This is a genomic window from Lentilactobacillus hilgardii DSM 20176 = ATCC 8290, from assembly GCF_000159315.1.
GTDB lineage: Bacteria > Bacillota > Bacilli > Lactobacillales > Lactobacillaceae > Lentilactobacillus > Lentilactobacillus hilgardii.
Genome location: NZ_GG669994.1, coordinates 113,600 through 131,746 on the forward strand (window position 1 = coordinate 113,600; position 18,147 = coordinate 131,746).

The following is an 18,147-nucleotide window of genomic DNA, read 5'->3' on the forward strand; positions in this document are numbered from 1 at the left end:
TACTTTTACGAATTTTATTATATACAATTCCATTATCTCATTAAGTATGGCAAAAGGTAAATATATAATTTGTAAAAAGAAGAGAGGTAACCAATAAAACGAATATGAATTTCTGCTATTTTTTTGAGGAACTAAAAGATTGCAAAAGTTCCGTGAGCAAGACTATTTGTTCCTCGGAGAGCTGAGAGATTGTATTCAGTAACGTTCGCTTATTGGAATCCAGTTCATCACCAAAAAAGCTGGGAATATCTGTTCCTAGATATTTTAATATTTCACCTAGTGCATTAACATTAGGGACCGCTCGGTCAGTTTCAAAATGGTTGATATAAGACTGTGAAAAACCCATTTTAGCACTAAGTTCAGCAGCAGTTATCCCCCTAGATTTACGTAATTTTCTTAATTTTTCTCCTTTAAAGTAATGTTTCATTAATAGTCATCCTTTAAAAAATTTGTATGAATTTTCTATTTTTCTATTTCATTGTAAGGCGGGAAATCAAAGAAGTCGTGAACTGTGATTCCAAGAGCAGAACAAACTTTTCTAATTGTCGTAATGGTAGGCCTTTTACTTTGTCCTGAAAATATAGAGTTTAAAGTTGATTGTTTCATTCCTGCGAGTGTTGCGACACGGTTAATAGTTAAGTTCCTTTCATTCAAAATATGTATAAGGTGTTTTGAAATTAGTTGAGCATCAGTTTTCATATTATAAGCTCCTAACGATATGTTTTTAATCTAATTTTATAGCAGTTATTTTTTATTTTTACTGATATATCATTGACTTTTAACGATATATCAATTATTATAAAGGAGCTAACGATATATCAGTATAGAAAGAGGCGATCTTATGACTGAAAACCAGCTTCGATTTTTTAGGGATAAGCAAAAGCTTTCTCAAACCGATTTGGCAGTTAAAAGTGGTGTCAAACAATCCACAATTAGTTCAATTGAAAGAGGTGTAGATCCAACAGGTAGAACTCTTAGAAAACTTGCACAGGCTCTTAACGTTACAACAGATGAATTACTGAATATGAAGGAGGTGACCAAGTAATGGAGGTAACCAAGGAATACCTCAAGACATTTCCAGAAGCTCGAAAGTTGCTTGAGAAGTACAAAGCAGATTTTGATGTTTAGTTTAAAAAGAACGAAAGGAGGTAGGGGAATGAACAATGTTTTAAGAAAGCATGATGTGCTAAACGCAAGACGGCAGTTTCTCACTAATGAGATGGGGGAAGCCAAGCTCAAAGAAGTGATAATCGCCGTTGATGCCTTGACTGAAGAAGAAAATATTAGTTTATATCTTCTGGAATCTGCTATTCAATATCATCGATCTCTAAATGCACTTCCTCGTCTGTAGAATTCCAAGAAGACTTTGATGTTTAGCTTTCAAAGAAAGAAGAGAGGTGAACAGATTGATTGAAAGTGGAACCTTTATTGAAATGGATGGCGAATTAGTTGGTCGGATTGAAATGGTTAACAAAAATACACTGCTAATCAGAAAGGCAACTAAAGTGTTTCTCAATGATAAAGAAATCGTTGCTTTGAATCCTGAAGCAGTGTACGTAAACCGAGAATTAATTGAATCAGCTTACTGGATTAAGCTAATTCGAGCTAACACTTGGATCTCTGAATCCCTTGATCTTAAGAACCGCAGAGAGTTGATTGGCAAATGTCTGAACATGTAAGTTCACTTCTTCGAAACCAATAACATACTCAACACGAAGAACGAGGTAAACAGGACCTTTTGGATCAACGTTTGAAATGACATCACCACGTCTTGGTGTGTTAGGCAAGGATATTTCGCCAATTTGTTTACCAGCTTCGATTAAACCGAACTTAGCCAATTTTGTTCACCACCTTTAATGGAATAACTTAATTATCCCACTAAAAATTGATGAGATTGTATTCAAATTTCAATGAACAAAAGGAGATGAACATATGAATCGCCAAGAAATGATTAAGCAAATTCTCAATAGCCCAATAGCAAAAGCAAAGGGCGTTGAAATGGTCAAAGAAATGATTGACCGACATGGCGATGATCTTTTAATCGCTATGTATCAATCACTTTGTGATACTGAGGAACAATTGTTATTTTCATAGCTCTTAAGTTTAATTTACCAAATTAGATGGAAAAGGGCAGTTATTCTTTTTTCAAAATGGAGATGATTAAAATTGAAAGATTCAAAGTTTGCTAAGCAATTAACACTGAACCTTGGTAGATTCAAAAGTGCACTTGACCGATCTGATATTGCCGAACATGCTCACATTTCTGAAAGTCAATTAAGCAATATTCGAGCTGGTCGTCGAAAGGCACCTCGCGATGTCAAAGAATCGTTAGTTAAGAAACTATGGTCATTGCCATTAGCGTTCAGTGCCTCAAGAAGTGAGTTTGATATTCCTTCCATGATGAACAATCCAATTCTTCAACAAGACTTGTATGCTGATGAAGCTTCTCAGAAAAAAGAGGAACGTGAGCGACAGGCTTCGGAAGATGAGGCGGATTACATTATTTCAATGAATCCAGGTAAGCGAACTGCCGAACAGTCGGATTTCTTATTGAAACATTTTCGAGATTCTTTTGAGGAGATCGGGGCTGAATTGAAGTACACGTACGCCAAAATGATCTTTGCCAGATTATCAGAGGAAGAGATTAAAGAATTAGTTGATGAGTACAACCAAAAGTTTGGAGGTTAAGTATTATGAATGATTTTCCAAGCCAAATTGGCCGATATGTTTTAGCACAAATTAACCAGCAAATTGAGCAATCGGTTAAAGAAAGGCTGCAGGTTAATCCGGTTACGGTTGATGTAAAAGGATTAGCTTTAATGACCCATATGTCAGCATCCTTTCTGTATAAATCGGTGATTGATACACCTGAATTTTTATTGATTGAAAATGATTTGGGAACCAAGCGTCTTTGGGATGCTGAGAAAGTTCCTAATGCCTGGAAAGTTTACGTTGCTAAACATGGCAAGCCAGGAATTAATCGTTTGCCTAGATCATTAAAGAGGGAGATTAGCTGATGATTTGGATTTTACCTGATTGGTTGAATTATTTAATCTTTGGTGCCGTCGGTTTTGGCATTGGCATTTTATATATGCAATGGAAAGCCAATCCAAAGAAGTTTTGGAAGGAATGGTTTAATTGATGGAAAAAATAAGCCTTAACGAGGTCTTGGCAGAGAATATTTTAATTCGAAGCCAGCGATTGGGATTAAACCTAACCGGATTAATTAAAAAATCTGGGCTTTCAAGAAACTCTTTATCGTATATCCGCAATGGACATGCCCGAAAGATTGCGTTTCTAACATTGGAAAAAATAGCCCAAGCATTGGAGTGTGAACCATATGAATTACTTAAACCAGTTGACTTTTAAGCAAACAAAAAGCGTTGAACAGGTCCGACTGTCCAAAGCGACTAGAAATGAATTGTTTGCTTTACAAGAACAACTATACATCAAGTATAGTCCGAAGCTAACGTTTCTGCAACGACTGTTAGGAGGCATCAAGCATGTATCCAGATAGTCCAAAAGAAGACGCCTATTACGACGAATTAGCCGATAGGTATGAAGAAGGCATTAATGAAGAACAGGAGGAATTGAAGTATGAATATCAGGCTGGCGAATGGGATTAAAGCAGTTAAATATGCACGCTTGCGGGTCGCTGGATTGGAACGAGCTTATGACCAAGAAAGCAATCCTACCGTTAAAAGAGCGCTCCTAACCTGTCTCAGAAAAGAAAAAGATAAACTGAGTGATTACGAAGTCACCGGTTTTTATGAGGAGGATTACTGATGGATGAAGTTAGAGAGACACTGACACTTACACCTCAGAACTATTATGATCCAAGCACTGACTGGGAGTACATGTCCTTTTCAAGATTTAAACAATTTCAAACCTGCGAAGCGGAAACCCTGGCTGAACTTAATGGCCAATGGAAACCCACTAGTGATGAAACTGCTTTGTTAGTTGGCAATTACCTGCACAGCTATTTTGAATCTCCGGAAAGTCATACTAAATTTATGGAGACACATCCGCAAATTCTGGCAAAGACTGGGAAGAACAAAGGCAAACCCAAGGCTCAATTTAAAACGGCTGACAGCATGATTGAAGCCCTAACAGCCGATCAGGTATTTAATGAACTGTATCAGGGCACCAAGGAAACGATTGTTACCGGAAAGTTTGGCGGCATGCTTTGGAAGGGCAAAATTGACTGCCTCAACTTAGCCGATAAATACTTTGTGGATCTTAAAACTACTCGTGACCTGCACCAAGGTTATTACAACGAAGTGGATCACCTTCGTGAAGACTTTGTTTCTTACCGACAATATGATTTGCAAATGGCCATTTACCGAGAACTTATTCAGCAAACGTTTGGGGTGGACTGCCAGCCTTACATTGTAGCCGTAACTAAACAAACGCCACCGGATAAAGCAATCTTGGAAATTCCTGATGAACAGCTTAAGGCAGCTTTAGATGATGCCCAGAAACGGCTGCCACACATTCAGCAGGCTATGAATGGGGAGATTAAACCAAATCGTTGTGAATGCTGTGATTATTGTCGTGACACTAAGCGACTGGCCAAACCGATTTCAATTAGAATGTTGCTCAAATAAGGGAAGGACATAATGCAATGAAAGTCTATCTGAATGGTAAAATTCCTAAAATGCCAAATATGTATTTTATTTATGGCGATGGTGGGACTGGTAAAACAACACTGCTTAATCAATTCCAAGGTCACAAAATGCTTTTTAGCTTTGACCGTTCAAGCAATGTCATGATCGGGCATCATGATACTGATGTCACGGTTTTTGAAAAGGGCGACATGCCAAAGATTCAAGCTTATGTTGAATATATGGTGAACAAAGTTATTAGTGGTGACCGGCATCAAGTCATTGCCTTGGACAACGTCTCAGCCTTACAAAACTACGTTTTGGAAAATATTGATAATGCTGCTAAGGATAATCGACAAAACTACCAGAAGTTACAACTTTGGTTTCGAAATTTAGCGACGTTACTCCGAGAAAGTGGCAAGACAGTTTATGCTACCGCCCATCAAATTGATAATGGGACGGCTGGTATTACTGGCGGTGGTCGTTATGCAGCTGACATGAATGAGAAGACGTTTAACGCGTTTACCAGCATGTTTGATGTGGTAGGCCGAATCTACGTTAAAGATGGTCAGCGGATGATTGATTTAGATCCAGAGCAGGGGAACCATGCTAAGAACCGGTTGGATGATCGGAAGTTAATCCATGCCGATGAACTAATTAAATCCCAAGTAACTAAATTAAATTCAAACGAAAAGAAGGAGCAAACAGAAAATGTCATTGTTCATAACTGATTCAAATAATGTTTTTGGTATGAGTGTTCAGGAAGCCGGCTTATACAACGTTAAAGTGATTAAAGCTCAAGTTACTAAGACCAAGGATCGCAAATTACCAATGCTGACACTGGATGTGGAAGTAATTGATGGGAAATATAAGGGTGGCCAAATTCGTTTCCAAAACTTGGTTTGGGATGATGAGGATCAAGAACACTTGGAGACGTCTGTTAAACGGTTCAATACATTGGTAATGGCCGTTGGGGTCCAGGATGGTGTTGCGATTGATAGTTTGAATCAAATTGCCCAGGGAATTCAAAACAAGCAATTATCAGTTGATGTGGAGTGGGGCAATCCTAACAATAAGGGGCAAGTCTATTTGGAAATTCGCGGTTATCATCCGGTTAATCCGGATGGCAGTCAACCCAATGGGGTTAAGCGTCCCAATGCCGGTCAGGCAAGCCCTGTGAATAATCAGCCACAAATCAGCAACCCATTCCCTAATCATAGCAATGATCCGTTTGCTAGTAGCAAGGGAACAATTGATGTTAAGGATTCAGATTTACCGTTCTAAAAGAACCAAGATTAGTGGTGGGTGGGAGGAATAAACGAAAGGAGGTGGCAAAGTGAATTACTTGCAACAGATTCTAGCGTTTGATGATTATCGGTTATATGAACAAAAGTTGTCAGCTGGGCAGATTGCTTTATGGCATGCTCTGATGTCCATAAACAACAAGGCACACTGGCAGAAATGGTTCACCGCTGCTAATAAAACGCTTGAATCCTTAACGGGACTTTCACGGTCTGGAATTAATTCCGCGCGGAATTCTCTAAAGCAATACGGCCTAATCAATTTTGAAACTATAGGGCCACACAAAGCCACCAAATATTCCATTAAACAACTCTATACGTCAGATAGTGTACATTCAAGTGAACAATCAGGTGTACATTCAACAGACAGAACGGAATACATTCCCGAGACAATTTTGAGACAAAACAGTGGCACATTAATTAAACAAAACAGAAACAAAACTAAACAGTCGTCAGTCACACGCGGGGGTGTGGGAAAATTGGCAGCAGCTGTGGGGATTTCCTAATGCAGTTGCCCAACAAGATCTTCAGGAATGGGCCCAGGAGTTTACTCCTGACCTTCTGAACCACGTGATTGAATATGCAGGTCGGCGAAATGTCCAGGCCCGTGCGGCTGATAACTATATTGATCGGGTGCTGCAAAGTTACCGGCAACACCAACCACCGATTACGACGGTTGCTCAGGCGAAAAAAGAAGAGCTTAGTCACTATAACCGTACTTCCGAAGATTTTGGCCGATCGCAGAAGTATCGTTATGAGGCTAAGCCCGAACCAATTCGCACACCCCAGAAAGGAGACGAGCCATTTTGAACCAACTCGACTCAATGATGAAAAGCTTTGCCAGCAAGCTCTTTGAGACCTATGACACTCAGTGCCCCAACTGCGGGGAACTGTTACTACGTCCCAAGATTTTGAATAAAGCGACTGGCAAAAAGATGCATGGGGCCTGCTTTAACTGCGGTTATAAAGAGCCTCTGCCGACGCATACAACCCCGACTAATGAAAAATTATCGGAACAAGCCCGAAAGGATGCTACCCTGAAATACTTTAACGCGTATAGCATCTACAGTTCTTTTGAGGTCTTTAATCACCGCTTTGATAATTATACCGCAAAAACTGCGGCTCAGGCGATGGTTAAACAGCGCTGCCAGAAGTTAGCTAGTCGCATTGCCGAGGAGCAAACAATTCATACGATGCTGTTGGGCAATACCGGTGTGGGCAAAACCCATTTGGCGGTGGCCATGATGTACCGTATCTTTGAACTGACTCATTACCGCCAACACGGCATGTTTATTGACTGGCGGCAATTGATTGCCGATAAAAAAGCCGGTATCTCCCAACCGGATCTGCAGCGAAAAGTAGCTGCCACTCTTCACCAGTTGCCAACCGCGGATTTTGTCATTATTGACGATCTGGGTAGCGAACGAACCACTGACTTTTCACTGGATTTGGTTGACCAACTCTGGCGTTACCGGGAGAATTTATCAATAATTGTGACTTCGAATCTGATTGGGAGTGCCTTTCAAGAAAAGTATGGCAATCGGGCCTTTAGCCGCATGGCCAATCATGGCGTGGGCAACACCATCTTGTTTAGCGATATTGAGGATCACCGAATGGGGGCGTTAGGATGAATCAAATAGCCTGGGCCGAAGAAATGCTCAAACTAGCTAAGAGTGAAGTCCATGCCGATTGGATTCTTGAACGCTATAAGGATCAAATGCGGATGGTCGTTCGACAAGGCGGCAATCAGTACGATTTGAATTGTCGGGAAATCTTTCGCCGCTTTGCCGTAATGGTGGTGCTATATCAATACGATGCCGGCTTTTTAACAAATTTTGAATGGGACCCGGATTTAGAAGCTGAAGACTATTTGGACTTCAAAGCGGCAATCGCCCAACAGAAAAAGAAGGTTATGGACACATGAGAGCTATCGCTCAACGACATGGTAAAGACCTGGTAGTACATCTCAGCCAAGAACCCGATGAAGACCATTTAGAGACGGTCAACGGCCAATCAGATCAAGTTTGGGTGGATCTAACGTTTGCCGATCCTCGCCAAGCCCGACCACAGCAACGGCGGTTATTCTTTGCCCTGCTAAATGATATTGCTGAGTATTTTGTAGTTCCCCAGGAATTCCTAAAGACTCTGTTTTATACCCAGTATGAGTTTTATACCGCTGGTAAGTCCATCAGCCTATCAGACGCCACTCAATCGTCAGTTAGCGATGCTAACCAGTTACTCGACCTAGTGATTGACTTTATGTTTGAATGGCACGTGCCATTCAAGAAGGGCTATGAGCTACTGCCCAAGGATGAAGCCTATTACCAGTACGAATGTTGCCGCCACCGGGTTTGTGCCATCTGTGGCCGTGAGCACGCTGACATTCATCATTGGAACGCGGTGGGGACGGAAACCCGTAAGTTGGCTGATCATCGACAACATCGGTTTATGGCTTTGTGTCGCGAACATCATACTGAGTTTCATACGCTGGGAGCTGATTCGTTTAGTCGAAAGTATCATGTTAGACCGACCAGATTAAAGCCAGCGGACCTCATCAAACTGGGAGTTATGACCCAGAAGCGAATAAACGAAATTGACAGGAGGAAAAGCAATGAGTTTTCGAGCAGTAGGCATTAATAGTCACAAAGAATACGCCATGGCGCAATACAAGGCAGAGCTAATGAAAAAGCTGGAATTGATTTATCCCAGCTTTCAACAAAATATTAATCTAAACGGCCGAATCACCAAGCAGGCACGAAGCAAGATTTATCCAGAACCCATTAGGATTGTGAAAGGAACCAAATATCGAATAGAAAAATTATAGAGCATTTCTAACGAAGAAGAAACGTTCAAAAATTTTAAAATTTGGGTGGTTTCAATAAATCATCTTTTGAGTTAGTATCCCGAGCCACCGTCTTAATAAAAGGAGTGCCATAAATTGTGTAGTCACATTTTATGGGAAATTTTGTTGACGCAGCGTCGTGAATGACATAGTAGTATTTATTATGGTTCATTAAATTGGCAGCAATTAAAAAAGCAGTTTGAACTTCTCCGTTAGAAAGTCTCACTTTAGTTATTTTTTTAGACTTTGAACGTTAATTTAAATGAATTGCAATGATTTGATATTCCATAACTATTGCACCTGACTTTTATTTTAAAAGCATTGTAAAAAGTTGAACAGCTAAAAAATGTATCTTCTAATAAATTTCCAGACACCTTCCTCCTGTAAGCCCCAGAAGTTATTTTTGATTTGAAAAACAAGTAAATGATCTTGCGGACTAAATATAGGCTTTAATTCTTCAGTAATTTGAATAGGATCAAGACGCGTTTTAATAATCCAGGTTCCTGGTTGTGGACAAACATAATCGCCTCCAAGTTCCTTAATAATATCTTCAATTTGCTTGTTTTTTTGATAATAGTTTATTAATTCGTAGTTTATAATATATGATTTCTTCATGTTAAAACTCCTAATACCCTTTTGAATTAATTATATGATAAACATAAAAAATTAGCTTTTATTTAAAATGTTAAAATATGAACAGTTAAATTTATTAAGGAGAAAAATTATTAATGGCAAATGTTGATGATAAAGATATACCCGTAAATATTGGAAGCATTATTCACGCTGAAAGCGGTAATTTTTTGGTGGTTAAAGATGAACGATTGGACAGTTACCGCTTAGTTGATTTAGATAAATACCTAATCTCTGACAACTCTTTTCCTAATTTGGAAGTATTGCAAAATGAATTAAAACTTTATTGATATGGAGAAAAATAATGATTATAGCAGTTAAGGATACAAAATATCACAAAGTAAAGGATGAGTCCACAATGGCACAGACGCTAAGAAAATAAGATGGCATTAGGACGTATGCTTGGCAGATAAATGAATCAATCAAAAAGCATCGAAATTTGAGAGGCTGGAAATTAGTTAAAAAATAGGCAAAAAAAGTGACTCCCGTTTCCGGAAGCCGAATAATGCTAATTAATTGACAATATTGATTATAACATTAATTAAAGCTTATTAGAAGGGGTGTCAGGCTTGGATAACCAAATGGACAGCTTATTTCCACAGGTAGATAGAGACAGAACAGTTGAGAACTGCAAGCATTTTTTGGGGAGCGTATTTCCAAGAATGCTGAGGGCTAGTGGATTAACCTCAACTAACTATGATGCGATGATTGCGGAATTAAGATCTCCTGCAATGGACGGAATGCCTAAATCGCCAAGTAAACTGAATAACGCTGATGCCACAATTATTCGAAGAGCCTATGCCCAGCAAATTGTCGAAAGAACGGTTGAAGCAATTGGCAGATGTGATAGTATCGGTAAGGAGCTTTTAAGTATGAGGTATTTAAATAACTACACGGATACAATGTGTTATATGTCCATTGGTTATTCTCGATCACATTATTTTGAGCATATTAAGCCCAGTGCGTTATTGCAGTTTGCCGATACGTATCTTTTAGATGATTTGCACATTTATAAATCGGACTCAAACCGGACTAAAAGTGGACTATGATCGGACTATTTATACGGAATTAAGAGTTATATTGGTATTGTGGAATTTGTCAAAAGAGTTTCACCCTTCAAAATTAGATGTGTGACTGTAACGTATATGTACGAAGAGGGCGGATAGCTTACCGTGCAGGGTTCGATTCCCTGCCAGTCACGTTGTGCTTTAATTAGCACACTCCATTAATACAAATTGATAAGTGGACTGTCATCTGGTGATTAGTTGTGAGTTCGATTCTCACGGGCAGCTTTAAGCTCACGGACGATTTATTTTATCGAAAATATAGTTAAGTACGCGAGATGCTCTGTTTCTGTTAACGTCATCTGTGAGTGTGACCGGTGCGTGGAAAACACCGGCTTTTATTTTGCAATAAAAAAAGGGACGCTATTAAGCGTCCTACAGAGACAGCTAACTATATTTAAAGAGATATTCACTGAGGCAATACAACCTCTATAACTAATTATAGCACATTTGGTTGCGCTTACAAAATATAGCAATGCAAAAGTTCACCAGCAATTGCATTGCTATATAAAATCACAAGGTAAATCATATGAGTGAAATTTGAAAAACTGTCATACCAGTTCTTCACAAATAATTATATCACAAGGAGGTGGCAATGTGACCACATTAGTTATTTTAGACCTTGTCATATTGCTGCCAGCTGGCATTATTGAATACGGCCGTCATAAGGGCTGGTGGTACTGATGAGTGATCGCAAACATCCGTATACACCAATGAAGCAAACTAGCTACGGCTACGTTTCCAAAGAGGAATATCGGATTGACAAACAACTGGATAAGAACTTAAAACAGCGTCTTCGTAAAGAGGGCGTTTTTAATTTAGTTAAAAAGAAAACAGGCAAGCCTAATTAGCTTGTCTGCAAATCAAAAACTACTTATCTGATTTTTTCTTGAGGTCATCGACAGTGTCTTTAACGGCATCTTTAGCATCGGCAATCTTGTCTTTAGCCTTACCAAGAAGTCCCTGGCCTTTTCCTTGGGCTTCTCTAGCTTTATCGCCGGTAGCTTTGCCTTCAACTTCTTTGGCTTTACCGCTGACCTTATCTTTAGTACTATCTGCTTTATCTTTTAGACTCATGAATAGCACCTCCTCTTTATGCTTAATCCAACCTTATTGTCTGGCATATATATGAATAATGCAATTAATTTGTCTAAGAGTTAATCTGATTCCGGCTTTAAATCATTAATATCATTCTAGAAGGCTATTTCTTTTTATAGGATCAATTCATATCAGAAGCATTTAACGCTTTGATAATCTTCTCATTTTGTGCAATTATTATCCAATTTTGTTCAACTAATGCTCTTAAGAAAGATGTGGCTTCAAGGGTGGAACGGTCAATAAAATAATTCTTGCTATTATTTTTTCTTAAAACATTTTTTCGGTCAAGTTCTCCCAGAATTGATTCGACTGCTTCAGCAGTTTCTGGGCCAACATCTCCTAATCCACGCTCATTAAGCAATTGATAAATTTTATCATTATTGAGTATTGTCATCGCAGATGCCCCCCCTTAAACAATTGCACGACAAACAAACATACCACAACATTTACTTTTATTATCTCACGGCAAACCATTTTTTAGAAATATAACAGTTAAAAAATAAAAAGTATTGAGGCGATTCATTTATGAGTAAACATAGTAAGCACACAAAAAGTCACAAGAAGTCAAAAGTTAAAGATCGTAAGCGAAAAGCATTGAGGGCACGTAAATTGAATGAATTAAAACTACAGGAGGCTAGACATGCCAAAGGTATTTCTTAAATACAAGAAGATGACAGCATCTGCCATTGCGCCACATAAGGTGCATCCAGATGATACGGGTTTTGGTTTATATGCTGATCAAACTGTTTATTTTGCACCATTTGAGACTAAGCGCGTTTCGCTGGGAATTTCTATTCAACTTAATAAAGGATATTTGTCGGAGATTAGGCCAGAACCAGAATTTACCATCCAGTCGCCCGCTAAATGTATTCAGACAATTATCGGTAATGGATATCATGATGAAATTATGGCGATCTTCGTTAATTTATCCAATCAACCTAATCAAATTAACAAGGGCGATAAGGTGTGCCAACTGGTTATTCGGCGTGATACTCAGGCACGGCCTGTTGAGTGTGGTGTAGTAAACGAAAGTGACCGCAACGATTAATTATGATGATTTTTGGTACATAAAATAACTAATATGGAGGTGTGGTGATACGTAATGAGTAATCGGGAACAAGCCGAGAAAGATTATCTGTCTGGAATGAAGTACAAAGACATTGCTGACAAGTATCAAGTGTCACTAAACACTGTTAAATCATGGAAAAAGCGATATGGTTGGCAACGCACCCCAACCAAAAAGGGTGCGCGCAAAGCTGAAAAAAGGGTGTGCACAAAATCCAAAAAGGTTGCACCCAAAAATAAAGGTAGCTCTGGTGATTTGAATCCACAGCAAGAAGCCTTTGCATGGCTAGTTGGCGGTCAAAAAATGCCATTATATCGGGCATACTTAGAGGCTTATAAAGTGATGGGGCCTTCTGTGGCAAGTGCAATGCGCGAGAGTTCTCGGCTTAATAAGAATAAAAAAGTTCATGAGAGAATTGTTGAGATTTCCCAAGAAACAGCTCGTAAATATCACTGGTCTCTGGAAAGAGTAATCGATTCATATACGTTTTTACATGATGAATCCAAGACTGACATTGTGACTCACGGTATCAGGAAGGCAACGGCTGATGCTATGCTTCAGTCACTCGAAGATATTACTGATGTCCTTGGATTAAAACAATCATCTAAAGCTCAAATACGTAAGGCAACTGCTGAGGCAAAAATTGCCGAAGCGAAGGCTAAAGAAATTCAAAAGGTTAATCAGCATGATGATAGTACGCTGATCGTTAATGATTTGGAGGATACTGATAATGGCGGTTAAAACTAAACGAGTAATTAAAATATCTCAGGTTATTAATCCCCATTTCAAAAAGATGTGGACGACGAAGCGTCCTTACGTTATTGCTAAGGGCGGCCGGGGATCATTCAAATCATCAACCATTAGCCTAAAGTTGTTGACTATGCTGAAGAAGCAGGCTCAGTTAGGCCATAAAGTGAACGTTGTCTGCATTCGGGAAAATACGGTTAATCTGCGAGATTCCGTATATGGTCAGATTTGCTGGGCAATCGATATGCTTAACATGACGGATGAATTTAGATACTCAGTTTCACCAATGCGTATTACCCATATTTCATCGGGGAGTGCGTTTTATTTTTATGGTGGTGATAAGCCTGAAAAGTTGAAATCCAATACCATTCAAAATGTTATTGCTCTTTGGTACGAAGAAGCAGCCAACTTTAAGAGCGCTGAAGTTTTCGACCAAACTAATCCCACATTTATTCGTCAAAAATCTCCCTGGGTTAACGATGTGAAGGTATTTTATAGCTATAATCCACCACGTAATCCATATGATTGGATCAATGAATGGATTGCTAAGCAGGAACAGGATCCACAGTGCTTTATTGATACCTCAACGTACCTAGATGATAAATTAGGTATCACGGATTCACAGCAATTGACTTTAATTGAAACATACAAAAAGAACGACCCGGAGTATTACAAATGGTTGTATCTGGGGAAGGTTATTGGCTTGGGGACTAACGTTTATAACATGAAATTGTTTCATCCTTTGACCGAATTAATTAACGATGATCCCCTGGTTACCCTTTACTATTCAATTGATGCTGGTCATATCAATTCAGCAACTACTTGTTTAGCCATTGGTGTTACGGCAAAGGGCAAAGTTATTTTGCTGCACACATACTATTACAGCCCGGAACACCAATCTCGAAAAAAGGCTCCTAGTGACCTGGTCCCTGAAGTTAAATTTTTTGAGGACTCAATGAATTACCAGTTACCAGTGGGTAAACGTACGATCGACTCAGCTGAAGGTGCATTACGAAATGAATTCGCGAAAGAATATAACGAAGTCTGGCACGGTGTGGCCAAGAGTGATGAAGCAACGATGATTGACTATGTGTCGTCACTCTTGGCCCAGGGACGTGTGTATTACTTGGATACGCCTGAGAATCAAATATTTATTAAGCAGCATGAACAATATCAATGGGACGAGAAGACAGTTCATAGTGATGATCCCAAAGTGATTAAAGAAAATGACCATACGGTTGATGCTTTTAAGTATTTTGCCATTGATAATGCCCGTAAATTGGGATTGAAAATTGACCCACATCTCAATGCCAAAGTTAAATTATTTAAGCGAGGTATTTAAGTAGTTATGAAACAAAAAATTGATGACATCCTGAGTAAACATTATCCAAACATTCAAGACACCTTTATTTCTGGTAGAGATGCTTCAAAACTAGGCTGGACAAATGATAATGCGGTTAATTTATCTGGTAGTGCTTATCTAGATGATAATGATGTTTTTCATTATTCAACATCTCAGAATATTAAAGATAACCCAGTTGATTTGTATAACATGATCAATACTCATCGAACACGTTTAGCACCAATCTACGATATGAAACGCCAATATTATAAGGGACGCCATATAAACATTTTGAATCGGAAGCCGACACCACATGGTGATCCGGATAATCGTAGAATTGTTAATATGCCTAAGAAACTAGTGGATTCTTTCAATGGTTACTTTATTGGTACGCCGGTTGATATTGCATATCAAGACCCCTCTGAGGAGGAAACAAGCGAAAGCGATAAAGTTAATAATCTTATTCAAGATATGACAAAACATCAGGTACTGGATGATGTGTTTACAGAAGCGTCTAAATGGTCAAGCGTTTATGGGAGGTCGTATTTATACCTTTACACGGATAAGGACGCCTATCCTCATATTACTTTTTTAGATCCATTAAATACCTTTATTGTCTATGACAACACGGTCAAAAATGAGCCTCTATTTGGTGTCACATATAGTTACCGGCCTGACAAATTGGGCCATCAAATATTGCATGGCAGCTTGATTGAAGTGAATGATACTGTACCGTTTGCTAGTGATGCCACTAATATGCAATCAGTTTCGTTTGATGATAACCCAGATCCTGATACTGGGATTGATGATAAAAATGCTCACCCCTTTATTCAACTGCCAATTGTTGAAGTTATAGACAACGAAGAACGTCTTGGGGTATTCGATGATACGGTTAGTTTAGTTGATGATTTGGATGGAGCCATGAGTGCTAAGGCTAATGATTCGGATTCATTTGCTGCTAGTGTTCTGAAAGTGATTAATTCTGAATTATCTGATGAACAATTTGATGATATTAAGCAATCCAGGGTACTCAACCTATTTTTGGATAAATCATGGGCAAATTCAGATGAGTCGAGAGCTTTACCAACTCCTGATGCTGAATTTATGGAAAAACCAACTGGCGATGAATTACAGGAAAATCAAATTCAACATGATACTGATTTCATTTATCAGGTGTCCCAAATTGCTAATCTAGATAACGTTGATTTCAGTACGTCGGCTGCACAAGCTCTCGATTTTAAGATTCATTCCATGAAACTCAAGGCGCTTGCTAAAGAAACTAAGTTCAAGCGTTCATTGACACAAATTTGGGCATGCGCACTGGAAGCACAAGGAATTAATGTTAATGATGTTGATAACCTTGAATATACATTTAATTTCACAATTCCTCATAATTTGTTGGCGGAGGCTCAAACCGCTAATGAATTGCAATCGACTACTTCCCAAGAAACAGCCATTGCGTCGCTTTCTAATGTTCCAGATGCTAAAAAAGAAATGCAAAAGATTGCAGATGAGCAGGATCAGCTGGCACAACAAGCCAAAGAACGTATGCCGGATCCATATCTTGATCCCAATAGTGAAGATGACACATCTAATGATGATATCAACAATAGCAGTGGCGGTGACGAATGAAGCCAATTAATAAACGTCAAGAGAAAAAATATATTGCCAAGTTACTAAAAGATGATCAAAAAGTTTATGGGAAATCTCATGACTTTTATCAAAATGCATTGCAAGATATTGAGGACCATCTTAACTTTTTCATTGCTGAATATGGCGTTAACGGACTATTAAGATACGTTGATCTTTTAAAGCGTGATTCAAATGCTGACAGACATCGGCTATTTCATTTTCAGAAACAAGCACGGATAGATGATGATTCTCAATCTCAAAACCGATTTAAGGAATATACCAGGAATGCGCCAATTGACAGATACCATACTTTAAATTCTTTGATCGGTTTTAGCATTGCCTGGGCAACAGTTTCCACCATTAAATTGCTCAGCCAAACGTTGAATAGTGATTTTAAGCGGGATGTTAGTCGGCAATTCAACAACAATCGGTTGGCTAAGAAAATGGGTGCGGATATTGTTAAAGAAGCTAAGCTTACCAAGCGAGAGATCTTGCATAATTCCGAACAGATCATCAGTAAAACTATTGATGGTAGCCAGTGGAGTAATGACATTTGGCTATACAACGATAACCTCGTTAACAATGTTCAGGCATTAGTGGCTAAATCATTGCGAACCGGATTAAAACAAACGGATGTCAACCAGTTATTTCCGAGTATTCGTACGGCCAAACCACAAACAGTAACTGGGGTGTTTGAAACTAATGATGTCTATATTAAGCGCGTGATTGTTACTGAACGAGCTCGGGTTCTTGACCGTGCCACCATGCAAGTATTTAAGGCTCAAGGAATGGCCTATTTTGATTGGGTAACACAGCCGGGAGCGTGCGACAAATGTGAGGGAATTGCTGACAATGGCCCCTATGCCGTTAATGATGCCAGCTCTCCGAGCATTCCCGATGATTCGCATCCTAATTGTCGTTGCACCAAAATTGCTCATATTTTGCCAGTCAAAAGCCAATAATACTTTTACAGTAACTGTTGATGGATTATTTATGGAAAAAGGAACAGCAAACGAAATAGAAAGTAACAAGCATTCTAATTGATTTTAGAGTGCTTTTTGTTTTGTCCCAAACATGCTTAAGACATTAAACTACGCAAGGAATTAACAGCCGACAGGCTATAAACGGAGGCAACACATGGAATCAGATAAGTTAAACATGAACTTACAGTATTTTGCCGATGATGGTCAAGCAGGTAGCCTATCTCAACCTGGTGCACAAGGTGGTGATGGTGGCGAAGGTGATCAAAATAACAACAATAATACGCAAGCTAATTCAAGGAGTCAAAGTGGTCAATCAGGTAATGATTTTATGAAGAGTCTGGTTAGTGCGGTTACTAAAGCTAATCAAAGCGACAATAACCCAACGCTAAACGGCGCTAATCAAAATAGTCAAACTGATACGGAGAGCAATGGTGGTAAGCCATCTGATGCCGATAGTAATCAAACTGGTGATGATGGTAAGACATTCACACAAGCAGAAGTTGATAAATTGCTTAAAGATCGTGAATTCCGAGCCCACAAAAAGGGCATTGAGGAAGGTAAAAAAGCTGGGAAAAGTAGTGCCGAACAATATGCACAAATGACCGATGCAGAAAAGCAACAGGCACGTATTAAAGAAATCATTAATGAAAATAACCAGCTTAAGGCTGAAAAGAATCGATCTGATATGCGTAATGAGGTCCTTAATCAGCTTAAGGATACTGGTTATCAATTTACTAACGAAGATGTTGACACACTAGTTAGTGATAACCCAGACACGACTAAGCACAATGTTGATAACTTCAAGTCAATGCTTGATCGAGTAGTTAAGATTACCAAG

Annotated in this window: 34 protein-coding genes; 28 read left to right on the plus strand and 6 right to left on the minus strand. The window is 39.0% G+C overall.

Features of this window, described 5'->3' with window-relative positions; all coding sequences use genetic code 11:
- Window positions 1-115: 115 nt before the first annotated feature.
- Window positions 116-427: a helix-turn-helix domain-containing protein gene (locus tag HMPREF0519_RS07765; protein ID WP_003635270.1), complete on the minus strand. Its 312-nt coding sequence runs from the start codon at window positions 425-427 to the stop codon at window positions 116-118.
- A 35-nt stretch (window positions 428-462) separates the two neighbouring features.
- A complete protein-coding gene (locus HMPREF0519_RS07770; RefSeq protein ID WP_003558707.1) occupies window positions 463-699 on the minus strand; it encodes a helix-turn-helix domain-containing protein in 237 nt (78 codons plus the stop codon).
- A gap of 142 nt (window positions 700-841) precedes the next feature.
- On the opposite strand from HMPREF0519_RS07770, the gene HMPREF0519_RS07775 reads away from it, so the two are divergent.
- A complete protein-coding gene (locus HMPREF0519_RS07775; RefSeq protein WP_003558709.1) occupies window positions 842-1,045 on the plus strand; it encodes a helix-turn-helix domain-containing protein in 204 nt (67 codons plus the stop codon).
- Window positions 1,046-1,156: 111 nt separating this feature from the next.
- Complete coding sequence (locus tag HMPREF0519_RS07780) at window positions 1,157-1,351, plus strand: hypothetical protein (RefSeq protein WP_040472764.1); 195 nt, start codon at window positions 1,157-1,159, stop codon at window positions 1,349-1,351.
- A gap of 244 nt (window positions 1,352-1,595) precedes the next feature.
- Here the strand turns inward: HMPREF0519_RS07780 and HMPREF0519_RS13365 are convergent, their stop codons facing one another.
- Window positions 1,596-1,838 carry a hypothetical protein gene (locus tag HMPREF0519_RS13365; protein WP_003558715.1) on the minus strand — a complete coding sequence of 81 codons (243 nt, stop codon included), beginning with the start codon at window positions 1,836-1,838 and terminating at the stop codon, window positions 1,596-1,598.
- Window positions 1,839-1,932: 94 nt separating this feature from the next.
- Here HMPREF0519_RS13365 and HMPREF0519_RS13880 point away from each other — a divergent pair, with 94 nt between their 5' ends.
- From HMPREF0519_RS13880 to HMPREF0519_RS07850, 16 genes are all read left to right on the plus strand, one after another.
- On the plus strand, window positions 1,933-2,094 hold the full coding sequence (locus HMPREF0519_RS13880; protein WP_003635275.1) for a hypothetical protein: 162 nt from the start codon (window positions 1,933-1,935) through the stop codon (window positions 2,092-2,094).
- 72 nt (window positions 2,095-2,166) lie between these two features.
- Window positions 2,167-2,688: a hypothetical protein gene (locus tag HMPREF0519_RS07790; protein WP_003635277.1), complete on the plus strand. Its 522-nt coding sequence runs from the start codon at window positions 2,167-2,169 to the stop codon at window positions 2,686-2,688.
- A gap of 5 nt (window positions 2,689-2,693) precedes the next feature.
- A complete protein-coding gene (locus HMPREF0519_RS07795; protein WP_003558723.1) occupies window positions 2,694-3,017 on the plus strand; it encodes a hypothetical protein in 324 nt (107 codons plus the stop codon).
- Window positions 3,017-3,142 (plus strand): hypothetical protein, encoded by a 126-nt coding sequence (locus tag HMPREF0519_RS14585; protein ID WP_003558725.1) that lies wholly within the window; start codon window positions 3,017-3,019, stop codon window positions 3,140-3,142. The genes HMPREF0519_RS07795 and HMPREF0519_RS14585 overlap by 1 nt, the downstream gene beginning before the upstream one ends.
- A complete protein-coding gene (locus HMPREF0519_RS07800; protein WP_003635279.1) occupies window positions 3,142-3,369 on the plus strand; it encodes a helix-turn-helix domain-containing protein in 228 nt (75 codons plus the stop codon). Before HMPREF0519_RS14585 ends, HMPREF0519_RS07800 begins: the two co-directional genes overlap by 1 nt.
- 134 nt (window positions 3,370-3,503) lie before the next feature.
- Window positions 3,504-3,626 (plus strand): hypothetical protein, encoded by a 123-nt coding sequence (locus HMPREF0519_RS14590; protein WP_003635280.1) that lies wholly within the window; start codon window positions 3,504-3,506, stop codon window positions 3,624-3,626.
- On the plus strand, window positions 3,598-3,786 hold the full coding sequence (locus HMPREF0519_RS07805) for a hypothetical protein (RefSeq protein ID WP_003635282.1): 189 nt from the start codon (window positions 3,598-3,600) through the stop codon (window positions 3,784-3,786). The genes HMPREF0519_RS14590 and HMPREF0519_RS07805 overlap by 29 nt, the downstream gene beginning before the upstream one ends.
- Window positions 3,786-4,607 (plus strand): PD-(D/E)XK nuclease-like domain-containing protein, encoded by an 822-nt coding sequence (locus HMPREF0519_RS07810; RefSeq protein WP_003635283.1) that lies wholly within the window; start codon window positions 3,786-3,788, stop codon window positions 4,605-4,607. Before HMPREF0519_RS07805 ends, HMPREF0519_RS07810 begins: the two co-directional genes overlap by 1 nt.
- A 17-nt stretch (window positions 4,608-4,624) precedes the next feature.
- Window positions 4,625-5,335, plus strand: coding sequence for an AAA family ATPase (locus HMPREF0519_RS07815; protein WP_003635285.1), 711 nt, complete (start codon window positions 4,625-4,627; stop codon window positions 5,333-5,335).
- Entirely contained in the window at window positions 5,316-5,888 is a 573-nt protein-coding gene (locus HMPREF0519_RS07820) for a DUF669 domain-containing protein (protein ID WP_003635286.1), read from the plus strand. The genes HMPREF0519_RS07815 and HMPREF0519_RS07820 overlap by 20 nt, the downstream gene beginning before the upstream one ends.
- Window positions 5,889-5,940: 52 nt before the next feature.
- The gene (locus HMPREF0519_RS14675; RefSeq protein WP_003635289.1) at window positions 5,941-6,411 is read left to right on the plus strand and encodes a helix-turn-helix domain-containing protein; all 471 of its coding nucleotides are present in this window, start codon (window positions 5,941-5,943) and stop codon (window positions 6,409-6,411) included.
- Entirely contained in the window at window positions 6,374-6,715 is a 342-nt protein-coding gene (locus HMPREF0519_RS07830) for a DnaD domain-containing protein (protein ID WP_003635291.1), read from the plus strand. The genes HMPREF0519_RS14675 and HMPREF0519_RS07830 overlap by 38 nt, the downstream gene beginning before the upstream one ends.
- Window positions 6,712-7,536 (plus strand): ATP-binding protein, encoded by an 825-nt coding sequence (locus HMPREF0519_RS07835; RefSeq protein WP_225429013.1) that lies wholly within the window; start codon window positions 6,712-6,714, stop codon window positions 7,534-7,536. Before HMPREF0519_RS07830 ends, HMPREF0519_RS07835 begins: the two co-directional genes overlap by 4 nt.
- On the plus strand, window positions 7,533-7,829 hold the full coding sequence (locus tag HMPREF0519_RS07840; RefSeq protein ID WP_003635295.1) for a hypothetical protein: 297 nt from the start codon (window positions 7,533-7,535) through the stop codon (window positions 7,827-7,829). Before HMPREF0519_RS07835 ends, HMPREF0519_RS07840 begins: the two co-directional genes overlap by 4 nt.
- Complete coding sequence (locus HMPREF0519_RS07845; RefSeq protein ID WP_003635296.1) at window positions 7,826-8,542, plus strand: putative HNHc nuclease; 717 nt, start codon at window positions 7,826-7,828, stop codon at window positions 8,540-8,542. The genes HMPREF0519_RS07840 and HMPREF0519_RS07845 overlap by 4 nt, the downstream gene beginning before the upstream one ends.
- Window positions 8,517-8,729, plus strand: a complete 213-nt coding sequence (locus tag HMPREF0519_RS07850; RefSeq protein WP_003635297.1) for a hypothetical protein — start codon at window positions 8,517-8,519, stop codon at window positions 8,727-8,729. The genes HMPREF0519_RS07845 and HMPREF0519_RS07850 overlap by 26 nt, the downstream gene beginning before the upstream one ends.
- Window positions 8,730-9,086: 357 nt before the next feature.
- Here HMPREF0519_RS07850 and HMPREF0519_RS07855 read toward each other — a convergent pair whose 3' ends face one another.
- Complete coding sequence (locus tag HMPREF0519_RS07855; RefSeq protein WP_003635299.1) at window positions 9,087-9,362, minus strand: hypothetical protein; 276 nt, start codon at window positions 9,360-9,362, stop codon at window positions 9,087-9,089.
- A gap of 113 nt (window positions 9,363-9,475) precedes the next feature.
- Here HMPREF0519_RS07855 and HMPREF0519_RS07860 point away from each other — a divergent pair, with 113 nt between their 5' ends.
- The 3 genes from HMPREF0519_RS07860 to HMPREF0519_RS13885 all read left to right on the plus strand — a co-directional run bounded on the left by HMPREF0519_RS07860 (window position 9,476) and on the right by HMPREF0519_RS13885 (window position 11,292).
- On the plus strand, window positions 9,476-9,667 hold the full coding sequence (locus tag HMPREF0519_RS07860) for a hypothetical protein (protein ID WP_003635300.1): 192 nt from the start codon (window positions 9,476-9,478) through the stop codon (window positions 9,665-9,667).
- Window positions 9,668-9,937: 270 nt separating this feature from the next.
- A complete protein-coding gene (locus HMPREF0519_RS07865; protein WP_375711417.1) occupies window positions 9,938-10,426 on the plus strand; it encodes an ArpU family phage packaging/lysis transcriptional regulator in 489 nt (162 codons plus the stop codon).
- A gap of 698 nt (window positions 10,427-11,124) precedes the next feature.
- Window positions 11,125-11,292: a hypothetical protein gene (locus HMPREF0519_RS13885; RefSeq protein WP_003558757.1), complete on the plus strand. Its 168-nt coding sequence runs from the start codon at window positions 11,125-11,127 to the stop codon at window positions 11,290-11,292.
- A gap of 19 nt (window positions 11,293-11,311) precedes the next feature.
- On the opposite strand, the gene HMPREF0519_RS07870 is transcribed toward HMPREF0519_RS13885, so the two are convergent.
- Entirely contained in the window at window positions 11,312-11,518 is a 207-nt protein-coding gene (locus HMPREF0519_RS07870; RefSeq protein ID WP_003554816.1) for a CsbD family protein, read from the minus strand.
- 142 nt (window positions 11,519-11,660) lie between these two features.
- Window positions 11,661-11,933, minus strand: coding sequence for a hypothetical protein (locus HMPREF0519_RS07875; RefSeq protein ID WP_003635301.1), 273 nt, complete (start codon window positions 11,931-11,933; stop codon window positions 11,661-11,663).
- A 131-nt stretch (window positions 11,934-12,064) separates the two neighbouring features.
- Between HMPREF0519_RS07875 and HMPREF0519_RS14595 the strand changes: the two genes are divergently transcribed.
- From HMPREF0519_RS14595 to HMPREF0519_RS07905, 7 genes are all read left to right on the plus strand, one after another.
- Window positions 12,065-12,199 carry a hypothetical protein gene (locus HMPREF0519_RS14595; RefSeq protein ID WP_003558763.1) on the plus strand — a complete coding sequence of 45 codons (135 nt, stop codon included), beginning with the start codon at window positions 12,065-12,067 and terminating at the stop codon, window positions 12,197-12,199.
- A complete protein-coding gene (locus tag HMPREF0519_RS07880; RefSeq protein ID WP_003558765.1) occupies window positions 12,180-12,587 on the plus strand; it encodes a dCTP deaminase/dUTPase family protein in 408 nt (135 codons plus the stop codon). Before HMPREF0519_RS14595 ends, HMPREF0519_RS07880 begins: the two co-directional genes overlap by 20 nt.
- 54 nt (window positions 12,588-12,641) lie before the next feature.
- A complete protein-coding gene (locus HMPREF0519_RS07885) occupies window positions 12,642-13,346 on the plus strand; it encodes a terminase gpP N-terminus-related DNA-binding protein (protein ID WP_003635302.1) in 705 nt (234 codons plus the stop codon).
- Window positions 13,336-14,694: a PBSX family phage terminase large subunit gene (locus tag HMPREF0519_RS07890; protein ID WP_003635303.1), complete on the plus strand. Its 1,359-nt coding sequence runs from the start codon at window positions 13,336-13,338 to the stop codon at window positions 14,692-14,694. Before HMPREF0519_RS07885 ends, HMPREF0519_RS07890 begins: the two co-directional genes overlap by 11 nt.
- Window positions 14,695-14,700: 6 nt before the next feature.
- Window positions 14,701-16,326 (plus strand): phage portal protein, encoded by a 1,626-nt coding sequence (locus tag HMPREF0519_RS07895; protein ID WP_003635304.1) that lies wholly within the window; start codon window positions 14,701-14,703, stop codon window positions 16,324-16,326.
- A complete protein-coding gene (locus tag HMPREF0519_RS07900; RefSeq protein ID WP_003558773.1) occupies window positions 16,323-17,288 on the plus strand; it encodes a hypothetical protein in 966 nt (321 codons plus the stop codon). Before HMPREF0519_RS07895 ends, HMPREF0519_RS07900 begins: the two co-directional genes overlap by 4 nt.
- Before the next feature lie 175 nt (window positions 17,289-17,463).
- The coding region (locus HMPREF0519_RS07905) for a DUF4355 domain-containing protein (RefSeq protein ID WP_003635305.1) at window positions 17,464-18,147 on the plus strand (684 nt) is incomplete at its 3' end.

Coding starts and splice junctions, on each gene's coding strand:
- HMPREF0519_RS13885 (WP_003558757.1), top strand. CDS start 11,125: ATGAGTGATCGCAAACATCCGTATACACCAATGAAGCAAACTAGCTAC.
- HMPREF0519_RS07860 (WP_003635300.1), top strand. CDS start 9,476: ATGGCAAATGTTGATGATAAAGATATACCCGTAAATATTGGAAGCATT.
- HMPREF0519_RS13880 (WP_003635275.1), top strand. CDS start 1,933: ATGAATCGCCAAGAAATGATTAAGCAAATTCTCAATAGCCCAATAGCA.
- HMPREF0519_RS07850 (WP_003635297.1), top strand. CDS start 8,517: ATGAGTTTTCGAGCAGTAGGCATTAATAGTCACAAAGAATACGCCATG.
- HMPREF0519_RS14595 (WP_003558763.1), top strand. CDS start 12,065: ATGAGTAAACATAGTAAGCACACAAAAAGTCACAAGAAGTCAAAAGTT.
- HMPREF0519_RS07805 (WP_003635282.1), top strand. CDS start 3,598: ATGAATATCAGGCTGGCGAATGGGATTAAAGCAGTTAAATATGCACGC.
- HMPREF0519_RS07765 (WP_003635270.1), bottom strand. CDS start 427: ATGAAACATTACTTTAAAGGAGAAAAATTAAGAAAATTACGTAAATCT.
- HMPREF0519_RS07770 (WP_003558707.1), bottom strand. CDS start 699: ATGAAAACTGATGCTCAACTAATTTCAAAACACCTTATACATATTTTG.
- HMPREF0519_RS07845 (WP_003635296.1), top strand. CDS start 7,826: ATGAGAGCTATCGCTCAACGACATGGTAAAGACCTGGTAGTACATCTC.
- HMPREF0519_RS07810 (WP_003635283.1), top strand. CDS start 3,786: ATGGATGAAGTTAGAGAGACACTGACACTTACACCTCAGAACTATTAT.
- HMPREF0519_RS07800 (WP_003635279.1), top strand. CDS start 3,142: ATGGAAAAAATAAGCCTTAACGAGGTCTTGGCAGAGAATATTTTAATT.
- HMPREF0519_RS14590 (WP_003635280.1), top strand. CDS start 3,504: ATGTATCCAGATAGTCCAAAAGAAGACGCCTATTACGACGAATTAGCC.
- HMPREF0519_RS07855 (WP_003635299.1), bottom strand. CDS start 9,362: ATGAAGAAATCATATATTATAAACTACGAATTAATAAACTATTATCAA.
- HMPREF0519_RS07840 (WP_003635295.1), top strand. CDS start 7,533: ATGAATCAAATAGCCTGGGCCGAAGAAATGCTCAAACTAGCTAAGAGT.
- HMPREF0519_RS07895 (WP_003635304.1), top strand. CDS start 14,701: ATGAAACAAAAAATTGATGACATCCTGAGTAAACATTATCCAAACATT.
- HMPREF0519_RS07870 (WP_003554816.1), bottom strand. CDS start 11,518: ATGAGTCTAAAAGATAAAGCAGATAGTACTAAAGATAAGGTCAGCGGT.
- HMPREF0519_RS14585 (WP_003558725.1), top strand. CDS start 3,017: ATGATTTGGATTTTACCTGATTGGTTGAATTATTTAATCTTTGGTGCC.
- HMPREF0519_RS07820 (WP_003635286.1), top strand. CDS start 5,316: ATGTCATTGTTCATAACTGATTCAAATAATGTTTTTGGTATGAGTGTT.
- HMPREF0519_RS07795 (WP_003558723.1), top strand. CDS start 2,694: ATGAATGATTTTCCAAGCCAAATTGGCCGATATGTTTTAGCACAAATT.
- HMPREF0519_RS07900 (WP_003558773.1), top strand. CDS start 16,323: ATGAAGCCAATTAATAAACGTCAAGAGAAAAAATATATTGCCAAGTTA.
- HMPREF0519_RS07875 (WP_003635301.1), bottom strand. CDS start 11,933: ATGACAATACTCAATAATGATAAAATTTATCAATTGCTTAATGAGCGT.
- HMPREF0519_RS07880 (WP_003558765.1), top strand. CDS start 12,180: ATGCCAAAGGTATTTCTTAAATACAAGAAGATGACAGCATCTGCCATT.
- HMPREF0519_RS07780 (WP_040472764.1), top strand. CDS start 1,157: ATGAACAATGTTTTAAGAAAGCATGATGTGCTAAACGCAAGACGGCAG.
- HMPREF0519_RS07775 (WP_003558709.1), top strand. CDS start 842: ATGACTGAAAACCAGCTTCGATTTTTTAGGGATAAGCAAAAGCTTTCT.
- HMPREF0519_RS07890 (WP_003635303.1), top strand. CDS start 13,336: ATGGCGGTTAAAACTAAACGAGTAATTAAAATATCTCAGGTTATTAAT.
- HMPREF0519_RS07885 (WP_003635302.1), top strand. CDS start 12,642: ATGAGTAATCGGGAACAAGCCGAGAAAGATTATCTGTCTGGAATGAAG.
- HMPREF0519_RS07815 (WP_003635285.1), top strand. CDS start 4,625: ATGAAAGTCTATCTGAATGGTAAAATTCCTAAAATGCCAAATATGTAT.